A 15,929-nucleotide genomic window follows, 5' to 3' on the forward strand; every position below is an offset into this window, starting at 1 on the left:
GTCAGGACCATGCGTCCCGCAGCCTCGGGTAGGCCAGGAAGACGGTCTCGCCGTCGCCCTGGAGCCGGACGTCGAAGACCAGGCCGCCCGGCTCGCGGCGGGCGATCAGGGTGGAGCGGCGGTCCGGCGCGACCGATTCCAGCAGCGTGTCGGCGGCGAGCAGGTCCGGGTCGTCGGGGAGGTACGCACGGGTGAAAAGCCGGTCGAGCAGGCCGCGGGCGAAGACGGTGACAGCGAAGAACGGCGCCCGGCCGGGCTCGGTCGCACCCGGCTCCAGGGTCGCGAACTGATAGTGGCCGTCCGGGTCGGTGGCGGCGCGCCCCCACCCGGTGAAGGTCCAGCCGTCGCGGCGCAGCGAGCCCGGCTCGCGCACGATGTGGCCCCGCGGGTCGGCCTGCCAGATCTCCAGGACGGCGTCCGGCACCGGTTCGCCGGCGCCGTCGGTGACCCGGCCGTGCAGCCGGAGGGCACGCGGGTGGCTCGGCGGGACGAGCTCGTTCATCGCCGGGAACTGCAGGCCGAGGTGGAAGAAGGGGCCGACGGTCTGGCCCGGGACCGCGCTCATGCGGCGTCTCCGGTCTCGAGAGGCGTGCGATGGGTGCCGGTGAGCACGATGTCCCAACGGTAACCGGTGCTCCACTCCGGGGTGGTCAGGTCGTGGTCGTACTGCGCGACCAGCAGCTCCCGCGCCTTCGGGTCGGTGATCGACTGATAGATCGGATCGAGGCCGAACAGCGGATCACCCGGGAAGTACATCTGGGTGACGACCCGCTGGGTGAAGTCGAGGCCGAACAGCGAGAAGTGGATGTGCGCGGGGCGCCAGGCGTTGACGTGGTTGCGCCACGGGTACGGCCCCGGCTTGATCGTCTGGAAGCGGTACGACCCGTCCGGCCCGGTGATGCAGCGCCCGACCCCGGTGAAGTTCGGGTCGTGCGGGGCCGGGTGCTGGTCGCGCTGGTGGCGGTACCGGCCCGCCGCGTTGGCCTGCCACACCTCGACCAGCTGGTTCGCCACCGGGCGGCCGTCGCCGTCGAGGATCCGGCCGGCGACGACGATGCGCTCGCCGATCGGGGTGCCGGAGTGCTGGATGGTCAGGTCGGCCTCGTCGTCGGCGACGTCCCGGTGCCCGAAGGCCGGCGCCCACAGCTCGACCGCTTCCGGGTCGATCGGCTGGGGTGGCTGCTTCGGGTGCCGCAGGGTGCTGCTGCGGTACGTCGGGTAGTCGAGCCGGGGCTGGGGCCCGGCCGGCTGCCGGGCCGCCGCCTCGATCTCCCGGTTGATGTCTGCTTGGGACGCCTCCGTGTTCACTTTCCGGACGCTAGGCGCTCGGCACGCCTTCGGCGATAGTCTTCTTCCGTTCAGCGGAAGGAGCGGTGATGGGCGTCAGTGTCACGTCGCGGGCGCTCGACCTGCTCGGTGCGTTCGACGGGGAGCACCGAAGCCTGACCCTGACCGAGCTGGCGGGACGCGCCGGGATGCCGCTGGCCACCGCGCACCGCCTGGTCGGCGAGCTGGTGAAGTGGGGCGCGCTGGCCCGCGAGCCGAACGGGGAGTACGTCGTGGGCCGCCGGATCTGGCAGCTCGGGCTGCTCGCGCCGGTGCAGAGCGGGCTGCGCCAGGCCGCCTCGCCGTTCCTGCACGATCTGTACGGGGCGACCCTGTCCACCGTGCACCTCGCCGTCCGGGACGGCCTGGAGGTCCTCTACGTCGAGCGGCTGGCCGGGCACGTGTCGGTGCCGGTGGTCAGCCGGGTCGGGTCACGGCTGCCGATGCACGCCACCGGGGTGGGCAAGGTGCTGCTGGCGTACGCCCCGGAGGAGGTGCGGCTGCAGGCGCTGGGCCAGCTGACGCGGATCACCGCCTACACCATCACCCAGCCCGCCCGGCTGCTGGAGCAGCTGCGCCGGGCGCGGGCCGAGGGATATGCGACGACCGGCGAGGAGATGAGCCTGGGCGCGTGCTCGGTGGCGGTGCCGGTGCGCACCGGGGACACCGTGGTGGCCGCGCTCGGGATCGTGGTGCCCGACCTGCGCCGGCAGCTGCCCCGGCTGGTCTCGGCGCTGCAGGTGGCCGCCCGCGGGATCGGGCGGACGCTGACGGCTTCCACTGGATGGAATCAGGGTCTTGCCGGAGGACGGGCGGCTGCCGAAGGCTGAACGCATGCGTACCCAGGTCGCCATCATCGGCGCCGGCCCGGCCGGCCTGCTCCTCTCCCATCTGCTCGCCCGGGGCGGGGTGTCGTCGGTGGTCATCGAGACGCGGTCCGAGGCGTACGTGGCGGCCCGGATCCGGGCCGGCATCCTCGAGCACTCCAGCGTCGAGCTGCTGGAGTCGGCCGGGCTGGGCGGCCGGATCCGTTCCGAGGGCGACCAGCACCGGGGCATCCATCTGCAGTGGCCGGGCGAGCGGCACCACCTGGACTTCGTCGATCTCGCGGGGCGCAGCGTGTGGGTCTACGGGCAGACGGAGGTGCAGAAAGATCTCGTGGCGGCGCGCGCGGCGGACGGGCAAGAGATCATCTATGAGGTCTCGGACGTCTCCCTCGGCGAGGATTTCGTGGTCTTCCGCGACAGCTCGGGGAAGGAGCACCGGCTCGACTGCGACGTCATCGCCGGCTGCGACGGCTCGTTCGGCCCCTCCCGCCACGCCGTCCCGGCAGCTCAGGTCTTCGAGCGCGTCTACCCGTACTCCTGGCTGGGCATCCTCGCCGACGTCGCACCCTCCACCGACGAGCTGATCTACGCCTGGCACCCGAACGGCTTCGCCCTGCACTCGATGCGCTCGGCCACCGTCAGCCGCCTCTATCTGCAGGTCCCCAACGGCACCGACCCGGCATCCTGGTCCGACGACCGGATCTGGGACGAGCTGGCGCAACGGCTGGGCCACGGGCAGAACGGCTGGAAACTCACCCCCGGCCCGATCACCGAGAAGAGCGTGCTGCCGATGCGCAGTTACGTGCAGACGCCGATGCGGCACAAGAATCTCTACCTGGCCGGGGACGCGGCGCACATCGTCCCGCCGACCGGGGCCAAGGGCCTCAACCTGGCGATCGCCGACGTCGCCCTGCTCAGCCGGGCGCTGGTCGCGCTGATCAAGGAGAAGAACCCGGCGCTCGCCGACCGGTACTCCGACGACGCGCAACGCCGGGTCTGGCGGTGCACGCACTTCTCCTGGTGGATGACGACCATGCTGCACACGTCCGGCGACCCGTTCGACGCCGAGCTGCAGCTGTCGCAGTTGCGCTGGGTGGCGACGAGCGAGGCCGGCGCGACGGGACTCGCCGAGAATTACGCCGGCCTGCCGATCGGTTACTGAGCCTTTTCTTGTGCCGGTGGCGCGGTTGGCGTCCCTTCCGGCGGGTTCGTCGCCTCGATCGTCGGCGGCGCCGGGGCGTGGTCGACCGCTTCCCGATAGGTCCCGGTCGGCAGCGTGGACGGGCTGGCGTCCGGTGGGACCTGCCCGTTCGGCGCGGCCGGCTCCCGCGCCAGCAGACCCTTGCCGAACGACGCGAGCGTGGCCAGGAAGGCCACGTTCACCGCACCGGCCCAGTCGAACTCGAAGATGTTGAAGACGCCCGCCACCATCGACCCGGTCAGCGCGCCGAGGAACGTCTTGCCGAGCCGCACCACCAGGTCGGGCCAGAACGCCAGGTTGGTGAAGCGCCCCAGGTATTGCAGGGCGGTCAGCAGCAGCGAGGCGACGAACGCGCTCACCGCCAACGTGAGCGCCTGCTTCCACGGCAGCTGGCCGACCTGACCGACCCGGCCCACGCCGCCGGCCAGCAGCGTCGCCACGAACACCTGGCCCGCCGACCACCCGGCCCGCTCCAGGAAGTCGAGGAACACCGCTCTCGATTTGGGAACCGTCCGCGTCACATCCATAGACCCTCCTCGCTCCGAAGGTCACCGATAATCCCCCGAACGGCGGATGAGCTCTCGCACGGGGTCACCGATCGCCGGGTCGAACCGATGACGCTCGGCCAGCCAGTCCAGGATCGTCCGCGCGGCCGCCGCGTTGCCGGTGTACCCGGGCGCCATCGCGGCCAGCGGCAGCGCATAGGTCCGCTCCACCCGGCGCGCCGGATCGAACGGATCCCGGTACGGCGCCTCGTCCTTGGCGAGCCGCGCCAAGGCGATCACGTTGTCCAGCGCCCGGGTCTGGATCAGCCGGGACGCGGCCAGCCGCTCCCCGCGCAACTCCAGCCGCATCCCCGAATAGAGAGAGGTCAGCGCGTCGTTCAGGTGGTACTCCGCGGAGTCGTACGGCGGCCGGGGCAGGGGCGCGTGACTCTCCGCCAGGCCGGGCGGGGCGTCCGGGCGCCGCCACACGACACGGGCACCGGAGAACGGCAGGCGGGCCAGCTCGGCGACGGTCAGCACGCGGTACTCGGCGAAGATGCCGTCCGCGAAGAGGATCCGGCGCCCGTCCCGCTCATGGGCGAAGCTGTAGACGACCGGCTCCGGGCCGGCCGGCCAGTCGGCGCGGTCCACCAGCCGCCACTTCGCGTCGGCCGCGACGACCAGCAGGAAGTTCAGGTCCGAGTGATCGTCCAGCCGGGCGAGCTGGGCGCCGGCCGAGCCGAGGGCGAGCAGGGCGACCGTGCCGTCGAGGGCGCTGATCCGGGCGGCGAGGTCGTCGAGGCGGCGCAGAGTCGGGTGCATACCTAGGGAGCATCACCGATCCCCGTCGATCCCCCAAGACCTACGTTGCGAATGTGCTGAACGATCTGCTCACCGGGCTGCCGCCGATCCTGGTCTACGCCGTCGTGGGCGTCCTGGTCACGGCGGAGACGGCGCTGGTCGCCGGGCTGGTGCTGCCGGCGGCGACGGCCCTGGTGGCGATGGGGCTGCTCGCCCACGCCGGGATCGTGCCGGTCGGGCCGGCCTTCGCGGTGGCGGCCGGATCGGCGGTACTGGGCGGCAACCTCGCCTATCGGTCGGCCGCGCGGCGCCTGTCCCGCGCCGGCTCTCCGGACGCCACCGGCGGGCGGTTCCGGCCCGCTGGGCAGCGCGCCGAGCGCCTCTTCGGCCGGCACGGTGGTCGGGCGATCTTTCTCGGACAATGGGTGGTCGGTGCGCGTACCCTCATGCCCCGGTTGGCAGCGCGGTCACGCGTATCGCACCGTTCCTTCGCCGCCTGGCACACGCCGGCGGCGATTCTCTGGGCTGTGTGGATGGTCGGCGCGAGCTACGCGGCCGGCGCCTCCTACGACGTCCTCGCCGCCCTCGCCGGGCGTGCCGCCGGCGCGCTGGCGGCCATCTGCGTGCTCATTCTCGGTCTGATCCTGGCAGGCCGTTGGTTCGGTCAAAACCCTGATCTGGTACGCGCCATCGCACGATCCGTGGCCCTGCCCGGCCGATGGCTGCCCCGCCCCCTGCACCCCGTCATCGCCGCCGCGCTCAGCCTCGGCCTGCTCACCACGCTGGCCATGCTGCTCGTCGCCGTCATCCCGCCGGTGGTGCGTTTCAGTGGCCTGGCCGCCACCGACCAGGCGGTCGCCGCGTGGACCCGGTCCCAGTGGACGTCCGACGGCTACCTGTTCGCGCTGGAGACCGCCACCACGGTCGTCCCCGAGGTGCTGATCGCCGTCGCGGTGCTGGTGTCCGTCGGCCGCTGGCTCCGGACCAGCACCGGCTGGGCAGGCCTGCTCGAGACCCTCGGCCCGGTCCTGCCCGCGCTGATCCTCGCCGGCGTGCTCGCCGCCGCGGTCGCACCCGGCTGGCGGGCCGCGGAGACCCTGGTCTTCCCCTCCCCCGCCGAGTTCGACCGACACCTGCCGGTGGACGCCGCCGCGGTCGCGCTCGCCACCATGTCCGCCGGGCAGACCGCGCAGGTCGCCTCCGCCGCGGGCCTGCTCGCGTGGCTCGTCGCCCGCAGGTTGCCGTGGTCCTGGCAGGTGACCGTCTGGACCGGGGCCGCGGTCGTGACCGTGCTCTGCGGTGGCGCCTGGATCTACCTCGGATGGAGCCCGATCAGCGAGACCGTGGCGGCGGTGGCCCTGGGCGCGGCTTGGGCGGCGGTCAACGCGGCGGTCTGGTCGGGCCGCGCCCTGCGCAACCCCCGCCCGGCCGGGCAGCCGGCACCCGCCCCCGGCCCACATCCGGCGCCCGCTCCCACCCCTTCCAGTGTGTGAAGTTCGGCCCGCATACTCACCCTTACTTCACACACGTCCTGGCGCGCTCGGGCTGCGGTGCCGGAACTTCGCCGAAAGCCTCACAGGCACGAGTGCGGACCGGTGTGCAACAGCAGGATGGCCGAGCTCTTCCCCGGAGGGCGAAGGGCTCGGCCCACTCCACCGATCGACCCGGCTACGCCGTCCGGCAGGACACGTCGCTCGCCTCCGCGGCCGAAGTGACCACGACCTGCCGAACGTTGTTGTTCTCGTCCGTCTCGTTGACGTTGTCGTCCGGGTCGACCGTCACCGTGAGGGTGCGCGAGCCGCCCGGCTGTGCCTTATCCGCCGGCACGTTGAGCAGAACCTTGCCGACGGTCGTCGTGAAGTCGTGGGTCGCTCCGCCCGGCTCGGTCACACGCACCGGCACCGCCTCGTCGAAGGCACCGGGACCATCGTTGCGAACCGCTGTCCTGATCTCGATCCACCCCGGCCCGCCCGGCGAGGCCGCACAGCCGGCATTGGCCGACATCCGCAGGTTGGGCCGCTTGTCGGCGTCGGGATCCGGCTTCAGCGTCACCCGCGTGGCCGGTCCGCGGAGGTTCTGGTGGATCACGAGATCGGCAGTGCCGTGCGGCGGCGCGACCAAGCTGACCGGGAAGGTACAGCTGGCGCCGGGAGCGAGCTTGCGATTCACGCAGTCGTCGCCGTAGCCGATGGCAGCCGCGGCCGGGCCGTCCAGTTCGAACTCGGTGAGACTCAGCCGTCTGCTGCCGGAGTTCGTCACCGTGACGCTGCTCCTGCATCCCACATCGGTGCAGAGCCGCACCTCGGCGGGCGCGTTGATGCACAGGGCGCCGTCACAGGTCTCCGCGCTCCGCGAGGGCCTCGGGAAGGGAGGTGGCACCGGATCGGACGTCAACTCGATCGTGGGGAAGGTGGTCTCCCCGGTGATCCGGTCGGTCACCGTCGCGCCGCTGTAGGTCACCAGGAGCGCGAGGCCGGTCACCACGACGCCCACGGTGGCCCGCAGGTGCAAGTAGGGGCCGGTCACCGAGAACAGCGTGGCCACCACGGCGCCGATGACCGCACCGACCAGCTTCTGATTCGGTGAGCCGTCGAACACCGCGGTGATCAGCGTTCCGCACACGGCACCGACGATCGAGATCGCCGTGCCGAAAACCGCGTCCCGGGCGGCAGTCGGTGGCGCCGGGACAGTGCCGGCCGTCGCAACGTCGTTCATGATTGATCCTCCCGTCGTCTCATTGCGACTGCCGTCTCAGCACCTAGAACCGGCCATGCACCTCAGGGCTCTCCTTGTTCACGTTGATCAGCCCCGTGCCATCCAGACTCTGCAGCCGGAAACGGGCGTAGATCTCGTCTCCCTCGTTGATGCCGAGCTGACCGTCGTCCTCGTTGAGCCGGCTCCGCGGGATCCGATCGGTGAAGGTGAAGGTCCGGGAGTTGCGGACCCGCTGGGCGGGAAGAACGTGCCGGAGATCGTCGTCGCCGGGGTCGGCACCCCACAGCCCGCACCGCAGCCTGACCCGGAGCCCCAGCTGCTGGATGAGTTGCTGCTCGAACTCGGTGAGCGCCACATCGACGCTGGCCTTGATGTCGACCTGCCCGGAGTCGGACTCCAGGGTGATCTCCAGCTTCGGCTTTTCCATGCTCGCCATCGTGTTCTCCTGTCCTCGAAGGCCGGCGTTATGGCATCGACGCTAGGAGTCCACGAGGACCGCCCACATGACCAGGTGTGACCGTGATGCCACGGTGGGCGGGGATAGTCAGATCTGGTCATACCGGCGGGTGGCGTCCGGTGGTGTGCTGGAGGGCAGGCCGACTGAGAGAAGGACCGTCATGCCCGTCTTCATGGTCGAACGCAACTACGCCGAGAAACTCGAGATCAACAGCGAAGAGGCCGACCGCGTCAACCGGATCAACGACGAGGAGGGTGTGCGCTGGTTCCATTCCTTCCTCTCCGCCGATCTGCGGAAGACCTTCTGCCTGTACGAGGCGCCGAGCGCGGAGCACATCAGGCGGGCAGCCGCGCGCGCCGGCATTCCCGCCGACAAGATCGAGGAACTCACCGGAAGGGTGCAGCCGTACGGTGTGGTGGTCCCGGCCGGCTGAGCCGGGCGCCTACACGAGCCCGTGGCCGGCCGCGTACCTGGCGGCCTGGGTGCGGTTGGCCGAGCCGGTCTTCAGGAGGATGCTGCGCACATGGTTCGCGGCGGTGTTCTCAGTGATGAACAGCCTCGTGGCGATCTGGCGGTTGCTCAGCCCCTGCGCGAGCAACTCGAGCACCTCGCGCTCGCGGCGGGTGAGCCCATCCGGCCCGGGCGCGCGACCACGGGCGTCGGCCGGCGGACCAGCCACGCGCAGGATCCGTGTCGAACCCGCCTGGCGCGCCGCCTGCCGGACCTGCTCGGCCAGCGCCTGCAGCCGCGGCCCGCGCAGCCCTGTGCGCCGGGCGTGGCGCAGTCGCTCGGCCAGGGTATGAGCCCGGTGCACCGGAGCCGCCATCCGGGTGTCCATCGCCTCCGCCGCGGCGAACGACTCCGCAGGATCATGCGCGCCGGTCAGCGAGTCCACCATGCCGAGATAGCGGTCGGCGCTGCCGAACAGGGCGTCGAACCCTCCGGAGATCAGGTTGCATCCGGTGTACTCGGCGATCAGCGGCCGCAACCGCCGGGCCGCCGCCTCGTCCTGGACCGCCACCGCGGCCTCGATGAGAAAGGCGAGCACGCCGGGCCAGGAGGACGACCTCTGGTAGCCCCGCAGGTCCTCGTCCAGGACCCACCGAAGCAGGCGTGCCGCGTCGGGTTTCCGGTCCAGTTCGGTGTAGGTGGCCAGCAGTCCCGGCGCCCAGTGCCGGGACGGGTCCTCCTCGCCGGTGACGAGATCACGAATCTCGTCGAGCCCACCCGTCTCCCGGCGCAGCATGTACATCTGCAGCCCGTGTGGTCCCGCCGTGTTGCTACTGCCCACACGCCGGCCCAGGTCGTACGCTCGGACGCTGGAGTCCTCGGCCGCCGCGAACGCGCCTTCGACGAACTGCCGGCCGTACGTGATGCAGGCGGCCTGGTACTCCAGGACCGGCTGACCGGTGAGCCGGGCATAGTGGGCCAGATCCGTGAGCGCGGCCTCCACGTCGTCCAGCGCGCCGTAAAGATAGGCCCGGACGGCACGGTGGTAGGCGCCCGGAGCCAGATAGGACACGTTGCCGGCCCGCACCGCCAGCGCCCAGAGCGACCTCATCCGCCGCAGCTCCGAGTCGGCGGACACCAACGGTGAGACGAGGGTGAGCGCGACGATTTCGGGACTGCAAAGCAGCACGTGCGCCAGCAACTCGTCGTTGTCCTGCTGCCGGGCCAGCTGCACGGCCCGCGCCGAGACCTGCTCGGCCTGCTTGATCGCGCCGCTGAACGCCAGCGCCCGGCCGAGGCTGCCGAGAGCCCGCGGGTACGCCGCGTCATGCGGCGCCCCGGCCAGCGCCTGCGTCAGCAGATCGGCGGCTCGCTGCCCGTGCCGCCCGATCCACCAGCTGGCCTCTTCCAGGCCGATCGCGGCGCGCAGGAGGAGGGCGCCGTCGCTGCGGGCGGCCACCTGCTCGTAGAGGGCGAGCGCACGGGTGAACTCCGCGGCGAGGACATACCGGCGGGCCGCCTCCAGCAGCAGTTCGTCGCGCTGTGGTGGCTTCTCCGTCAGCTCGGCCGCCTGCTCCAGAAGCGCCGCGGCATCGGCATGCGCGAGGCCACGGTCGGCGATTGCGGCGGCCTCGGTCAGGTAGTGCACCGCCTGGTCACGGAAGCCGAGAGCGTACGCGCGGGCGTAGTGATGGGCCAGCTGCTGGATCTGCCCGTCAGTGAGCGGTTGCCGGCCCTCCACCACCGCGGCGACCCGGGCGTGGGCGTAAGTCAGGCGGGAGGGGGTGGTCAGCTCCAGGATGCTCTGCCGCGCCAGAGCGTGCACGAAACGGTACGAGGCGGGCCGGCGCCGTTCGGTCAACGAGCCCGCGGCGGCGCGGTCCAGAGTGTCGAGGGTCAGCTCGACCGTGGCGCCGGCGGCCCGGCTCACCGTGTCGACATCGATGACGTCGCCGGCGACCGCGGCGAACTCGATCACGCGCCGCTGCGCTTCGGGGAACGCGTCGAGCCGGGCTTGGAACGCGTCGCGCACCGATTGCGGGACGGGCGTGTCCCCGGAGGTCAGCGCAGCCGCTCCGCCTCGGGCCGCCAGCTCACGCCACAGCTCCCGGAGGAAGAACGGGTTTCCTCCGGTACGTGTTCGCAGCTCGACGGCGAGTGTCGAAGCTTCTCCGGGCGTGATTCCCGTATCGGCCAGCAGGTACTCGGTGATGTCGGCGATCTCCAGCCCGCCCAGCTCGAGCTGATGTACGCCGTCGAGACGGCGTAACTGCGCCAGCTTACGAGACAGATGATCGGAACGGTCCGGCGACGTGTTCCGCCACGTGAGGATGATCAGCATCCGCGCGTCCGGTAGCTGCTCCACCAGGTAGGTCAGCAGTTGCACGGCGGCCTCACCGGCCCAGTGCATGTCCTCCAACACGAGAACCACGGGTTGCCGGTCGGCGACTGCGGCGAACACGTCCACGGCCGCGTCGTACAGTTCGCGGCGCCGTTCCGGGTGCGGGGGTTCGACCTGGTGATCAGGTACCCGGCCGGCCAGGACCATGAGCCGGTTGCGGTGACTGGGCGGTACGGACCCGGGATCCGCGCCGGTCTCGGGCACCTCGTCGGAAACCGCCGGCAACAGAGTCTCGATCGGCCTCACGAACGGTTGATACGGCAGGCTCAAGTCCGGCGAGCACGCGCCGAGCAGGACCGCCGCACCGTCCACGTACCCGGCCGCGGCCGCCTGCGCGACCAGCCGCGACTTCCCGGCGCCGGGCTCCCCCGCCACGAGGATCGCCTGCCGGGCGCCGCCGGCCGCCGCCGACCAGGACTCCCGGATGACCGTCAGCTCCCGGACCCGGCCCACGAAGGCGGGGTGTCCGGTCCAGCGCGACGCAAAAGCCGGCCGGCTCCAGTCCACGATCCGCACCATAGGCCCCCTGCTCTCAGGCTCCGTCACGTCCGCGCCGGTTAGCAAGGCTCTCGTACCGATTCACCGCACCACGCGAGCACACCACCGGACCTGCCCGTCGTGAACCACCGCTGCTGACGTAGTGGTTCACGTTGCTACCAGGCCGGTGATGCCGGCCGGGTCGCCCCTAGCGGCGTTCCCGTTCGGGCCGCTCAGATCTTGCGGTCGCGCTGGGCGATGCCCTGCCGGCCGTACGGGTATTCGCCGACCACGGGGATGCTGGCCTCGGTGAGAAGCTCGGTCTCCTTCTCCGACAGGTGCAGGCCCGCGGCGCCGAGGTTGTCGTCGAGCTGCTCGACGGTGCGAGCACCGAGGATCACCGAGGTGACGGCCGGCCGGTCGGCGAGCCAGGAGAGCGACACCTGCGACATCGACACGCCGCGCGCCTCGGCCACCTGCCGGACCGCGTCGAGGATGTGCCAGGTGCGGGTGTCGGAGTTGCGCGGGCCGTACGCCTCCATGCCGCGGCCCGGGTCCTCGCCGAGGCGGGTGGCGCCGGTGGGCGTGCTGTCGCGCCGGTACTTGCCGGTGAGCCAGCCGCCGCCCAGCGGCGACCAGGGCAGGATGCCGATGTTCTCGTTGCGGCACACGTCGGCGAGCTCGAACTCGATCTCCCGTACCAGCAGGTTGTACTGCGGCTGCAGGGTGACGATCGGGGCCAGCCCGCGGAACTGAGTGATCATCGCCGCCTTCTGCAGCTGCCAGCCGAGGAAGTTGCTGACCCCCACGTACCTGATCTTGCCGGCGCGCACGGCGTCGTCGAAGAACGCCAGCGTCTCCTCGATCGGGGTCAGCGGGTCCCAGGCATGCGCCTGGTAGAGGTCGATGGTCTCGACGCCGAGGCGGCGCAGGCTCGCGTCGAGCGCGCGGGACAGGTGCACGCGGGTCAGTCCGGCCGAGTTCGGGTCGTCGCCCATGGGGAAGCGGCCCTTGGTGGCGATGACGAGCCGGTCGCGTGCGCCGGGCCGGGCAGCGAGCCAGCGGCCGATGACCTCCTCGGACCCGCCGCGCGAGTACACGTCGGCGGTGTCGATGAAGTTGCCGCCGGCCTCGACGAAGCGGTCGAGCTGGGCGTATGACACCTCCTCGCTGCTTTCGTTGCCGAACGTCATCGTGCCCAGACAGAGGGTCGACACGATCGTGCCGGTGCCACCGAGAGTGCGGTATTCCATCAGTTGCTCCTTACGCAGGGATAACCCGTTATCCCCTTACCGACGCCGGTTAAGCCAGGCCGGACGAGGCGGCGTTCGACACCGGTGCGGCTGTGGGAGGAAGCACCAGCGGGCCGGCGCGGACGAAACGTGGATCACTCGTACGCGATGGCCTCCAGCACGTTGAGCCGGGCCGCCCGCCAGGCCGGCCACAGCGCGGCGGCCACCCCGGCGAATGCGGCGAGCAGGACGAACACCGCCAGGCTGACCCATGGCACGGAGATCGTGCTGAGAAAGTCGATGTCGATCAAGGCCGCGGACAGAGCGGTCCCGAGTCCCAGCCCGACCACGATCCCCAGCAGGCAGCCGAAAACGGCCATCACGACCGACTCGGTGCCGACCATGCGCACGACGCCGAAGCGGCTGAGCCCGACCGCCCGCAGCATGCCGAGCTCGCGTGTCCGCTCGTAGATGCTCAGCAGCAGCGTGTTCAGGATGCCCAGCAGGGCGATGAGGATCGCCAGACCGAGCAATACGATGACGATCGTCAGCGCGATGTCGACGAACGAGTTGAACTGTTCCACGAGGCTGGACCGGTCGCCGACGGTGACGAGCGGGAAGTCCGACATGATCTGCTCGATCAGCCCGGTGACGGCCGCGGCGTCGGCGCTCTCGGCGAGGTCGACGTAGCCCTGGTTGGCCAGGGGCCCGGCGAAGGCGCCCACCGACGACTGCGGCAGGAACAGCGTGCCGGTCAGGATCGGCGTGCTCTCGAAGGTGCCGACCAGCCGGTACTGCCGCTCGCCGCCCTTGCTCAGCGTGATCGGCACCTGGTCGCCGACCTGCCAGCCGCGTGCGCCGGCGGTGTTCTCGTCGGTCACGAACTCGCCCTCGCCGAATACGCCGAGATCGCCGGCGACCGGCGACATCCCGAACATGTCGGCTGCCACCGTGAAGTCCTGGTCGACGGCCGCGAGTCCCAGCGACTGGTTGGTCTGCCCCTCGATCTCGGCGTCGATGGTGACGAACAACGACAGCGCCCGCTCCACCTCGGGCAGCTCGCGGACCTGCTGCATCGCCGCCGCCGAGAAACCGGTCTCGCCGGTCGGCGGGCCCTGCGCCTGGTTGGTCTGCACGATGACGTCCGCCCCGATGGACGAGTTGACCTCCTGGTCGATGGTGGCCTTGAACGAGGCGCCGACCACGCTGGCCGCGCTTACCAGCGTGACGCCGATCATCAGGGCCGCCGCGGTGACCGCCGTACGCCGCGGATTGCGCAACGCGTTGCGGACGCCCAGCTTGCCGCTGACTCCCCAGCCGACAGCCCGGCCGATGAGACCGGCCAGCGGCCGGGTGAGCAGCGGCGACAGCAGCGCCACGCCGAGGAAGACCAGCCCGACACCGAGCAGCAGCGCGGGCAGCGTCAGGTCGCCCGCACCGGTCAGGCCGAAGCCCACCAGCGCAGCCCCCGGCATCGCCAGTGCGGCGCCCACGATCGAGAGCGTCCGCAGCGGCTTGTCCGGCCGGGCGACCTCGCGCATCGCCGCCAGCGGCGGCACTCTCGACGCCTTCACCGCCGGCACCAGCGCCGAGAAGACCGTGACGAGAACACCGACCAGGTACGCCAGCACGATCGGGGTCGCGCCGACGCTCACGCCGCCGCCCGGCAGGTCGACACCGAGCAGGCCGGTCAGCAGCGCGCTGCCCGCGTACCCGAGACCGATGCCGGCCAGCAGGCCCAGGGTGGCGCCGACCAGGCCCACCAGCACGGCCTCCACCAGCACCGAGCCGGCCACCTGCGCCCAGCTCGCCCCCATCGCGCGCATCAAGGCCAGCTCCCGGGCCCGCTGGGCGACCACGATGTTGAACGTGTTGAAGATCAGGAAGATGCCGACGAGCACCGCGACGACCGCGAACGGGCCGAAGAAGTACCGGCTGAGCTGCGACAGGCCCTCGTTGACCGCGTTCGCCTGCTCCTCGTTGGCCTGCTCCCCCGTCATGGCTTCGAACTCCGCGGGCAGCAGCGGGACCACCCGGTCGCGCAACTGCTCGGAAGAGACGCCCTGCTCGGCGGCCAGGAACGCCCCGGAGTACACCGCGGTCCGGCCGTAGAAGATCTGCTGGGCCTGTGCCTCCGGAAACAGCACGAGCGTCTCGCCTGCCAGCGAGTCTCGGTCGCCGCTGTACGTGACGACGCCAACCACCGAGAACTCCCGGGCCTCGTTGACCCGCGGCAGGTAGACCTTGAGCCGGTCACCGACGGTGGCATGCGTCTGCTCGGCGGTGAAGCGGCTGATCGCCGTCTCTCCGGCCTGCGCCGGCCACCGTCCCTCGGTTATGCCGACCAGCGCGAACGGATCGTCGCCGGTGACCCCGCCGCCGATCTGCGGTGCCCCGGAGGTCGTGACCGGGTCGCCGTCGCGCACGTCGAACGGGACCACGCCCAGAGCGCTCACGTCGCCCTGGACCGTCGCCGCGCCGGGGACCCGTAGCCGGTCGAGCTGCTCCTGAGTCAGTAGCGGCGGATCGCCGTCCTCAGTGGACTCCTCGGTCGCGCTGATCTGGACGGCCACGTTCTCGTTGATGGAGGTGAAGAGCTTCTCGAAGCGCGCGCCCAGAGAGTCGGTGAGCACGAACGCCCCGGACAGAAAGCCTGTTCCCAGCAGGATTGCCACCAACGCCAGGGAAAGCCGCAGTTTGCGGGAGAACAGCCCGCGAAGGCTGGCGCGCAGCATCAGCGCTCACCTGGAACGGGCGGAACCGCGCCGGAGGTCACCGCCGCGGCAGCGGGAGTGTCCAGGCCCTTGAGCCTGTCGAGCACCGCCTCGGCAGTGGGGTCGCGCATCTCGTCGACGATCTGGCCGTCGGTCAGAAAGATGACGCGGTCAGCGTAGCTCGCGGCGTTCGGATCGTGGGTGACCATGACGATGGTCTGACCGTGATCGCGTACCGACCTGCGCAGGAAGGACAGGATATCGGCGCCGGAGCGACTGTCGAGGTTGCCGGTGGGTTCGTCAGCGAACACGACCTCGGGCCGGGAGACCAGGGCACGGGCGCAGGCCACGCGTTGTTGTTGCCCACCGGAGAGCTGGGCGGGACGGTGGCCGAGGCGGTCACGCAGGTCGACGGTGTCGATGACGGTGTCGTACCACTGCTGGTCCGGTTTACGACCGGCGATGGACAGGGGCAGCAGGATGTTCTCGGCGGCGGTGAGGGTGGGCAGCAGGTTGAACTGCTGGAAGACGAAGCCGACCTTGTCGCGGCGCAATCGGGTGAGGCCCGCGTCGCCGAGGCCGGTGACCCGGGTCTCGCCGATGTAGACCTGGCCGCGGCTGACCGAGTCCAGCCCGGCCAAACAGTGCATGAGCGTCGACTTGCCGGACCCGGAAGGCCCCATGATGGCGGTGAACCGGCTGCGCTCCAATGCCACGTTCACCCCGCGCAAGGCGATGACCTGCGCTTCTCCGCTGCCGTACGTCTTGTACAGATCGATCGCACGGGCGGCGACCTCCGTCGCATCCACTCGGACCTCCTTCGGCACACGCTGATGGGCGGCG

Annotated in this window: 14 protein-coding genes; 4 read left to right on the forward strand and 10 right to left on the reverse strand. The window is 71.0% G+C overall.

Features of this window, described 5'->3' with window-relative positions; all coding sequences use genetic code 11:
- Nucleotide 1: 1 nt before the first annotated feature.
- On the reverse strand, nt 2-565 hold the full coding sequence (gene pcaG / locus AC0NH5_RS33495; protein ID WP_474410955.1) for a protocatechuate 3,4-dioxygenase subunit alpha: 564 nt from the start codon (nt 563-565) through the stop codon (nt 2-4).
- Entirely contained in the window at nt 562-1,308 is a 747-nt protein-coding gene (gene pcaH, locus AC0NH5_RS33500; RefSeq protein WP_474410956.1) for a protocatechuate 3,4-dioxygenase subunit beta, read from the reverse strand. Before pcaH ends, pcaG begins: the two co-directional genes overlap by 4 nt.
- Before the next feature lie 68 nt (nt 1,309-1,376).
- On the opposite strand from pcaH, the gene AC0NH5_RS33505 reads away from it, so the two are divergent.
- Nucleotides 1,377-2,156 carry an IclR family transcriptional regulator gene (locus AC0NH5_RS33505; RefSeq protein WP_474410957.1) on the forward strand — a complete coding sequence of 260 codons (780 nt, stop codon included), beginning with the start codon at nt 1,377-1,379 and terminating at the stop codon, nt 2,154-2,156.
- A 4-nt stretch (nt 2,157-2,160) separates the two neighbouring features.
- On the forward strand, nt 2,161-3,315 hold the full coding sequence (locus AC0NH5_RS33510; RefSeq protein ID WP_474410958.1) for a 4-hydroxybenzoate 3-monooxygenase: 1,155 nt from the start codon (nt 2,161-2,163) through the stop codon (nt 3,313-3,315).
- Here the strand turns inward: AC0NH5_RS33510 and AC0NH5_RS33515 are convergent.
- Together AC0NH5_RS33515 and AC0NH5_RS33520 are read right to left on the reverse strand one after the other, a co-directional pair.
- Entirely contained in the window at nt 3,309-3,881 is a 573-nt protein-coding gene (locus AC0NH5_RS33515; protein ID WP_474410959.1) for a holin, read from the reverse strand. The genes AC0NH5_RS33510 and AC0NH5_RS33515 overlap by 7 nt on opposite strands.
- Nucleotides 3,882-3,902: 21 nt before the next feature.
- Nucleotides 3,903-4,661 carry a hypothetical protein gene (locus AC0NH5_RS33520; RefSeq protein WP_474410960.1) on the reverse strand — a complete coding sequence of 253 codons (759 nt, stop codon included), beginning with the start codon at nt 4,659-4,661 and terminating at the stop codon, nt 3,903-3,905.
- A gap of 53 nt (nt 4,662-4,714) precedes the next feature.
- Here AC0NH5_RS33520 and AC0NH5_RS33525 point away from each other — a divergent pair, with 53 nt between their 5' ends.
- The gene (locus tag AC0NH5_RS33525; protein ID WP_474410961.1) at nt 4,715-6,133 is read left to right on the forward strand and encodes a DedA family protein; all 1,419 of its coding nucleotides are present in this window, start codon (nt 4,715-4,717) and stop codon (nt 6,131-6,133) included.
- Nucleotides 6,134-6,308: 175 nt separating this feature from the next.
- On the opposite strand, the gene AC0NH5_RS33530 is transcribed toward AC0NH5_RS33525, so the two are convergent.
- Together AC0NH5_RS33530 and AC0NH5_RS33535 are read right to left on the reverse strand one after the other, a co-directional pair.
- Complete coding sequence (locus AC0NH5_RS33530) at nt 6,309-7,355, reverse strand: CARDB domain-containing protein (RefSeq protein WP_474410962.1); 1,047 nt, start codon at nt 7,353-7,355, stop codon at nt 6,309-6,311.
- Between the two features lie 43 nt (nt 7,356-7,398).
- A complete protein-coding gene (locus AC0NH5_RS33535) occupies nt 7,399-7,791 on the reverse strand; it encodes a hypothetical protein (protein ID WP_474410963.1) in 393 nt (130 codons plus the stop codon).
- 181 nt (nt 7,792-7,972) lie between these two features.
- Between AC0NH5_RS33535 and AC0NH5_RS33540 the strand changes: the two genes are divergently transcribed.
- Nucleotides 7,973-8,245: a DUF4242 domain-containing protein gene (locus AC0NH5_RS33540; RefSeq protein ID WP_474410964.1), complete on the forward strand. Its 273-nt coding sequence runs from the start codon at nt 7,973-7,975 to the stop codon at nt 8,243-8,245.
- 9 nt (nt 8,246-8,254) lie between these two features.
- Here AC0NH5_RS33540 and AC0NH5_RS33545 read toward each other — a convergent pair whose 3' ends face one another.
- From AC0NH5_RS33545 to AC0NH5_RS33560, 4 genes are all read right to left on the reverse strand, one after another.
- On the reverse strand, nt 8,255-11,170 hold the full coding sequence (locus tag AC0NH5_RS33545) for a helix-turn-helix transcriptional regulator (RefSeq protein WP_474410965.1): 2,916 nt from the start codon (nt 11,168-11,170) through the stop codon (nt 8,255-8,257).
- A 203-nt stretch (nt 11,171-11,373) separates the two neighbouring features.
- Nucleotides 11,374-12,393, reverse strand: a complete 1,020-nt coding sequence (locus AC0NH5_RS33550; RefSeq protein ID WP_474410966.1) for an aldo/keto reductase — start codon at nt 12,391-12,393, stop codon at nt 11,374-11,376.
- Nucleotides 12,394-12,527: 134 nt separating this feature from the next.
- Nucleotides 12,528-15,107, reverse strand: coding sequence for an ABC transporter permease (locus AC0NH5_RS33555; protein ID WP_474410967.1), 2,580 nt, complete (start codon nt 15,105-15,107; stop codon nt 12,528-12,530).
- The gene (locus tag AC0NH5_RS33560) at nt 15,107-15,895 is read right to left on the reverse strand and encodes an ABC transporter ATP-binding protein (protein WP_474410968.1); all 789 of its coding nucleotides are present in this window, start codon (nt 15,893-15,895) and stop codon (nt 15,107-15,109) included. The genes AC0NH5_RS33555 and AC0NH5_RS33560 overlap by 1 nt, the downstream gene beginning before the upstream one ends.
- Nucleotides 15,896-15,929: the final 34 nt, after the last annotated feature.

This window comes from Actinoplanes sp. 13 (assembly GCF_056134165.1).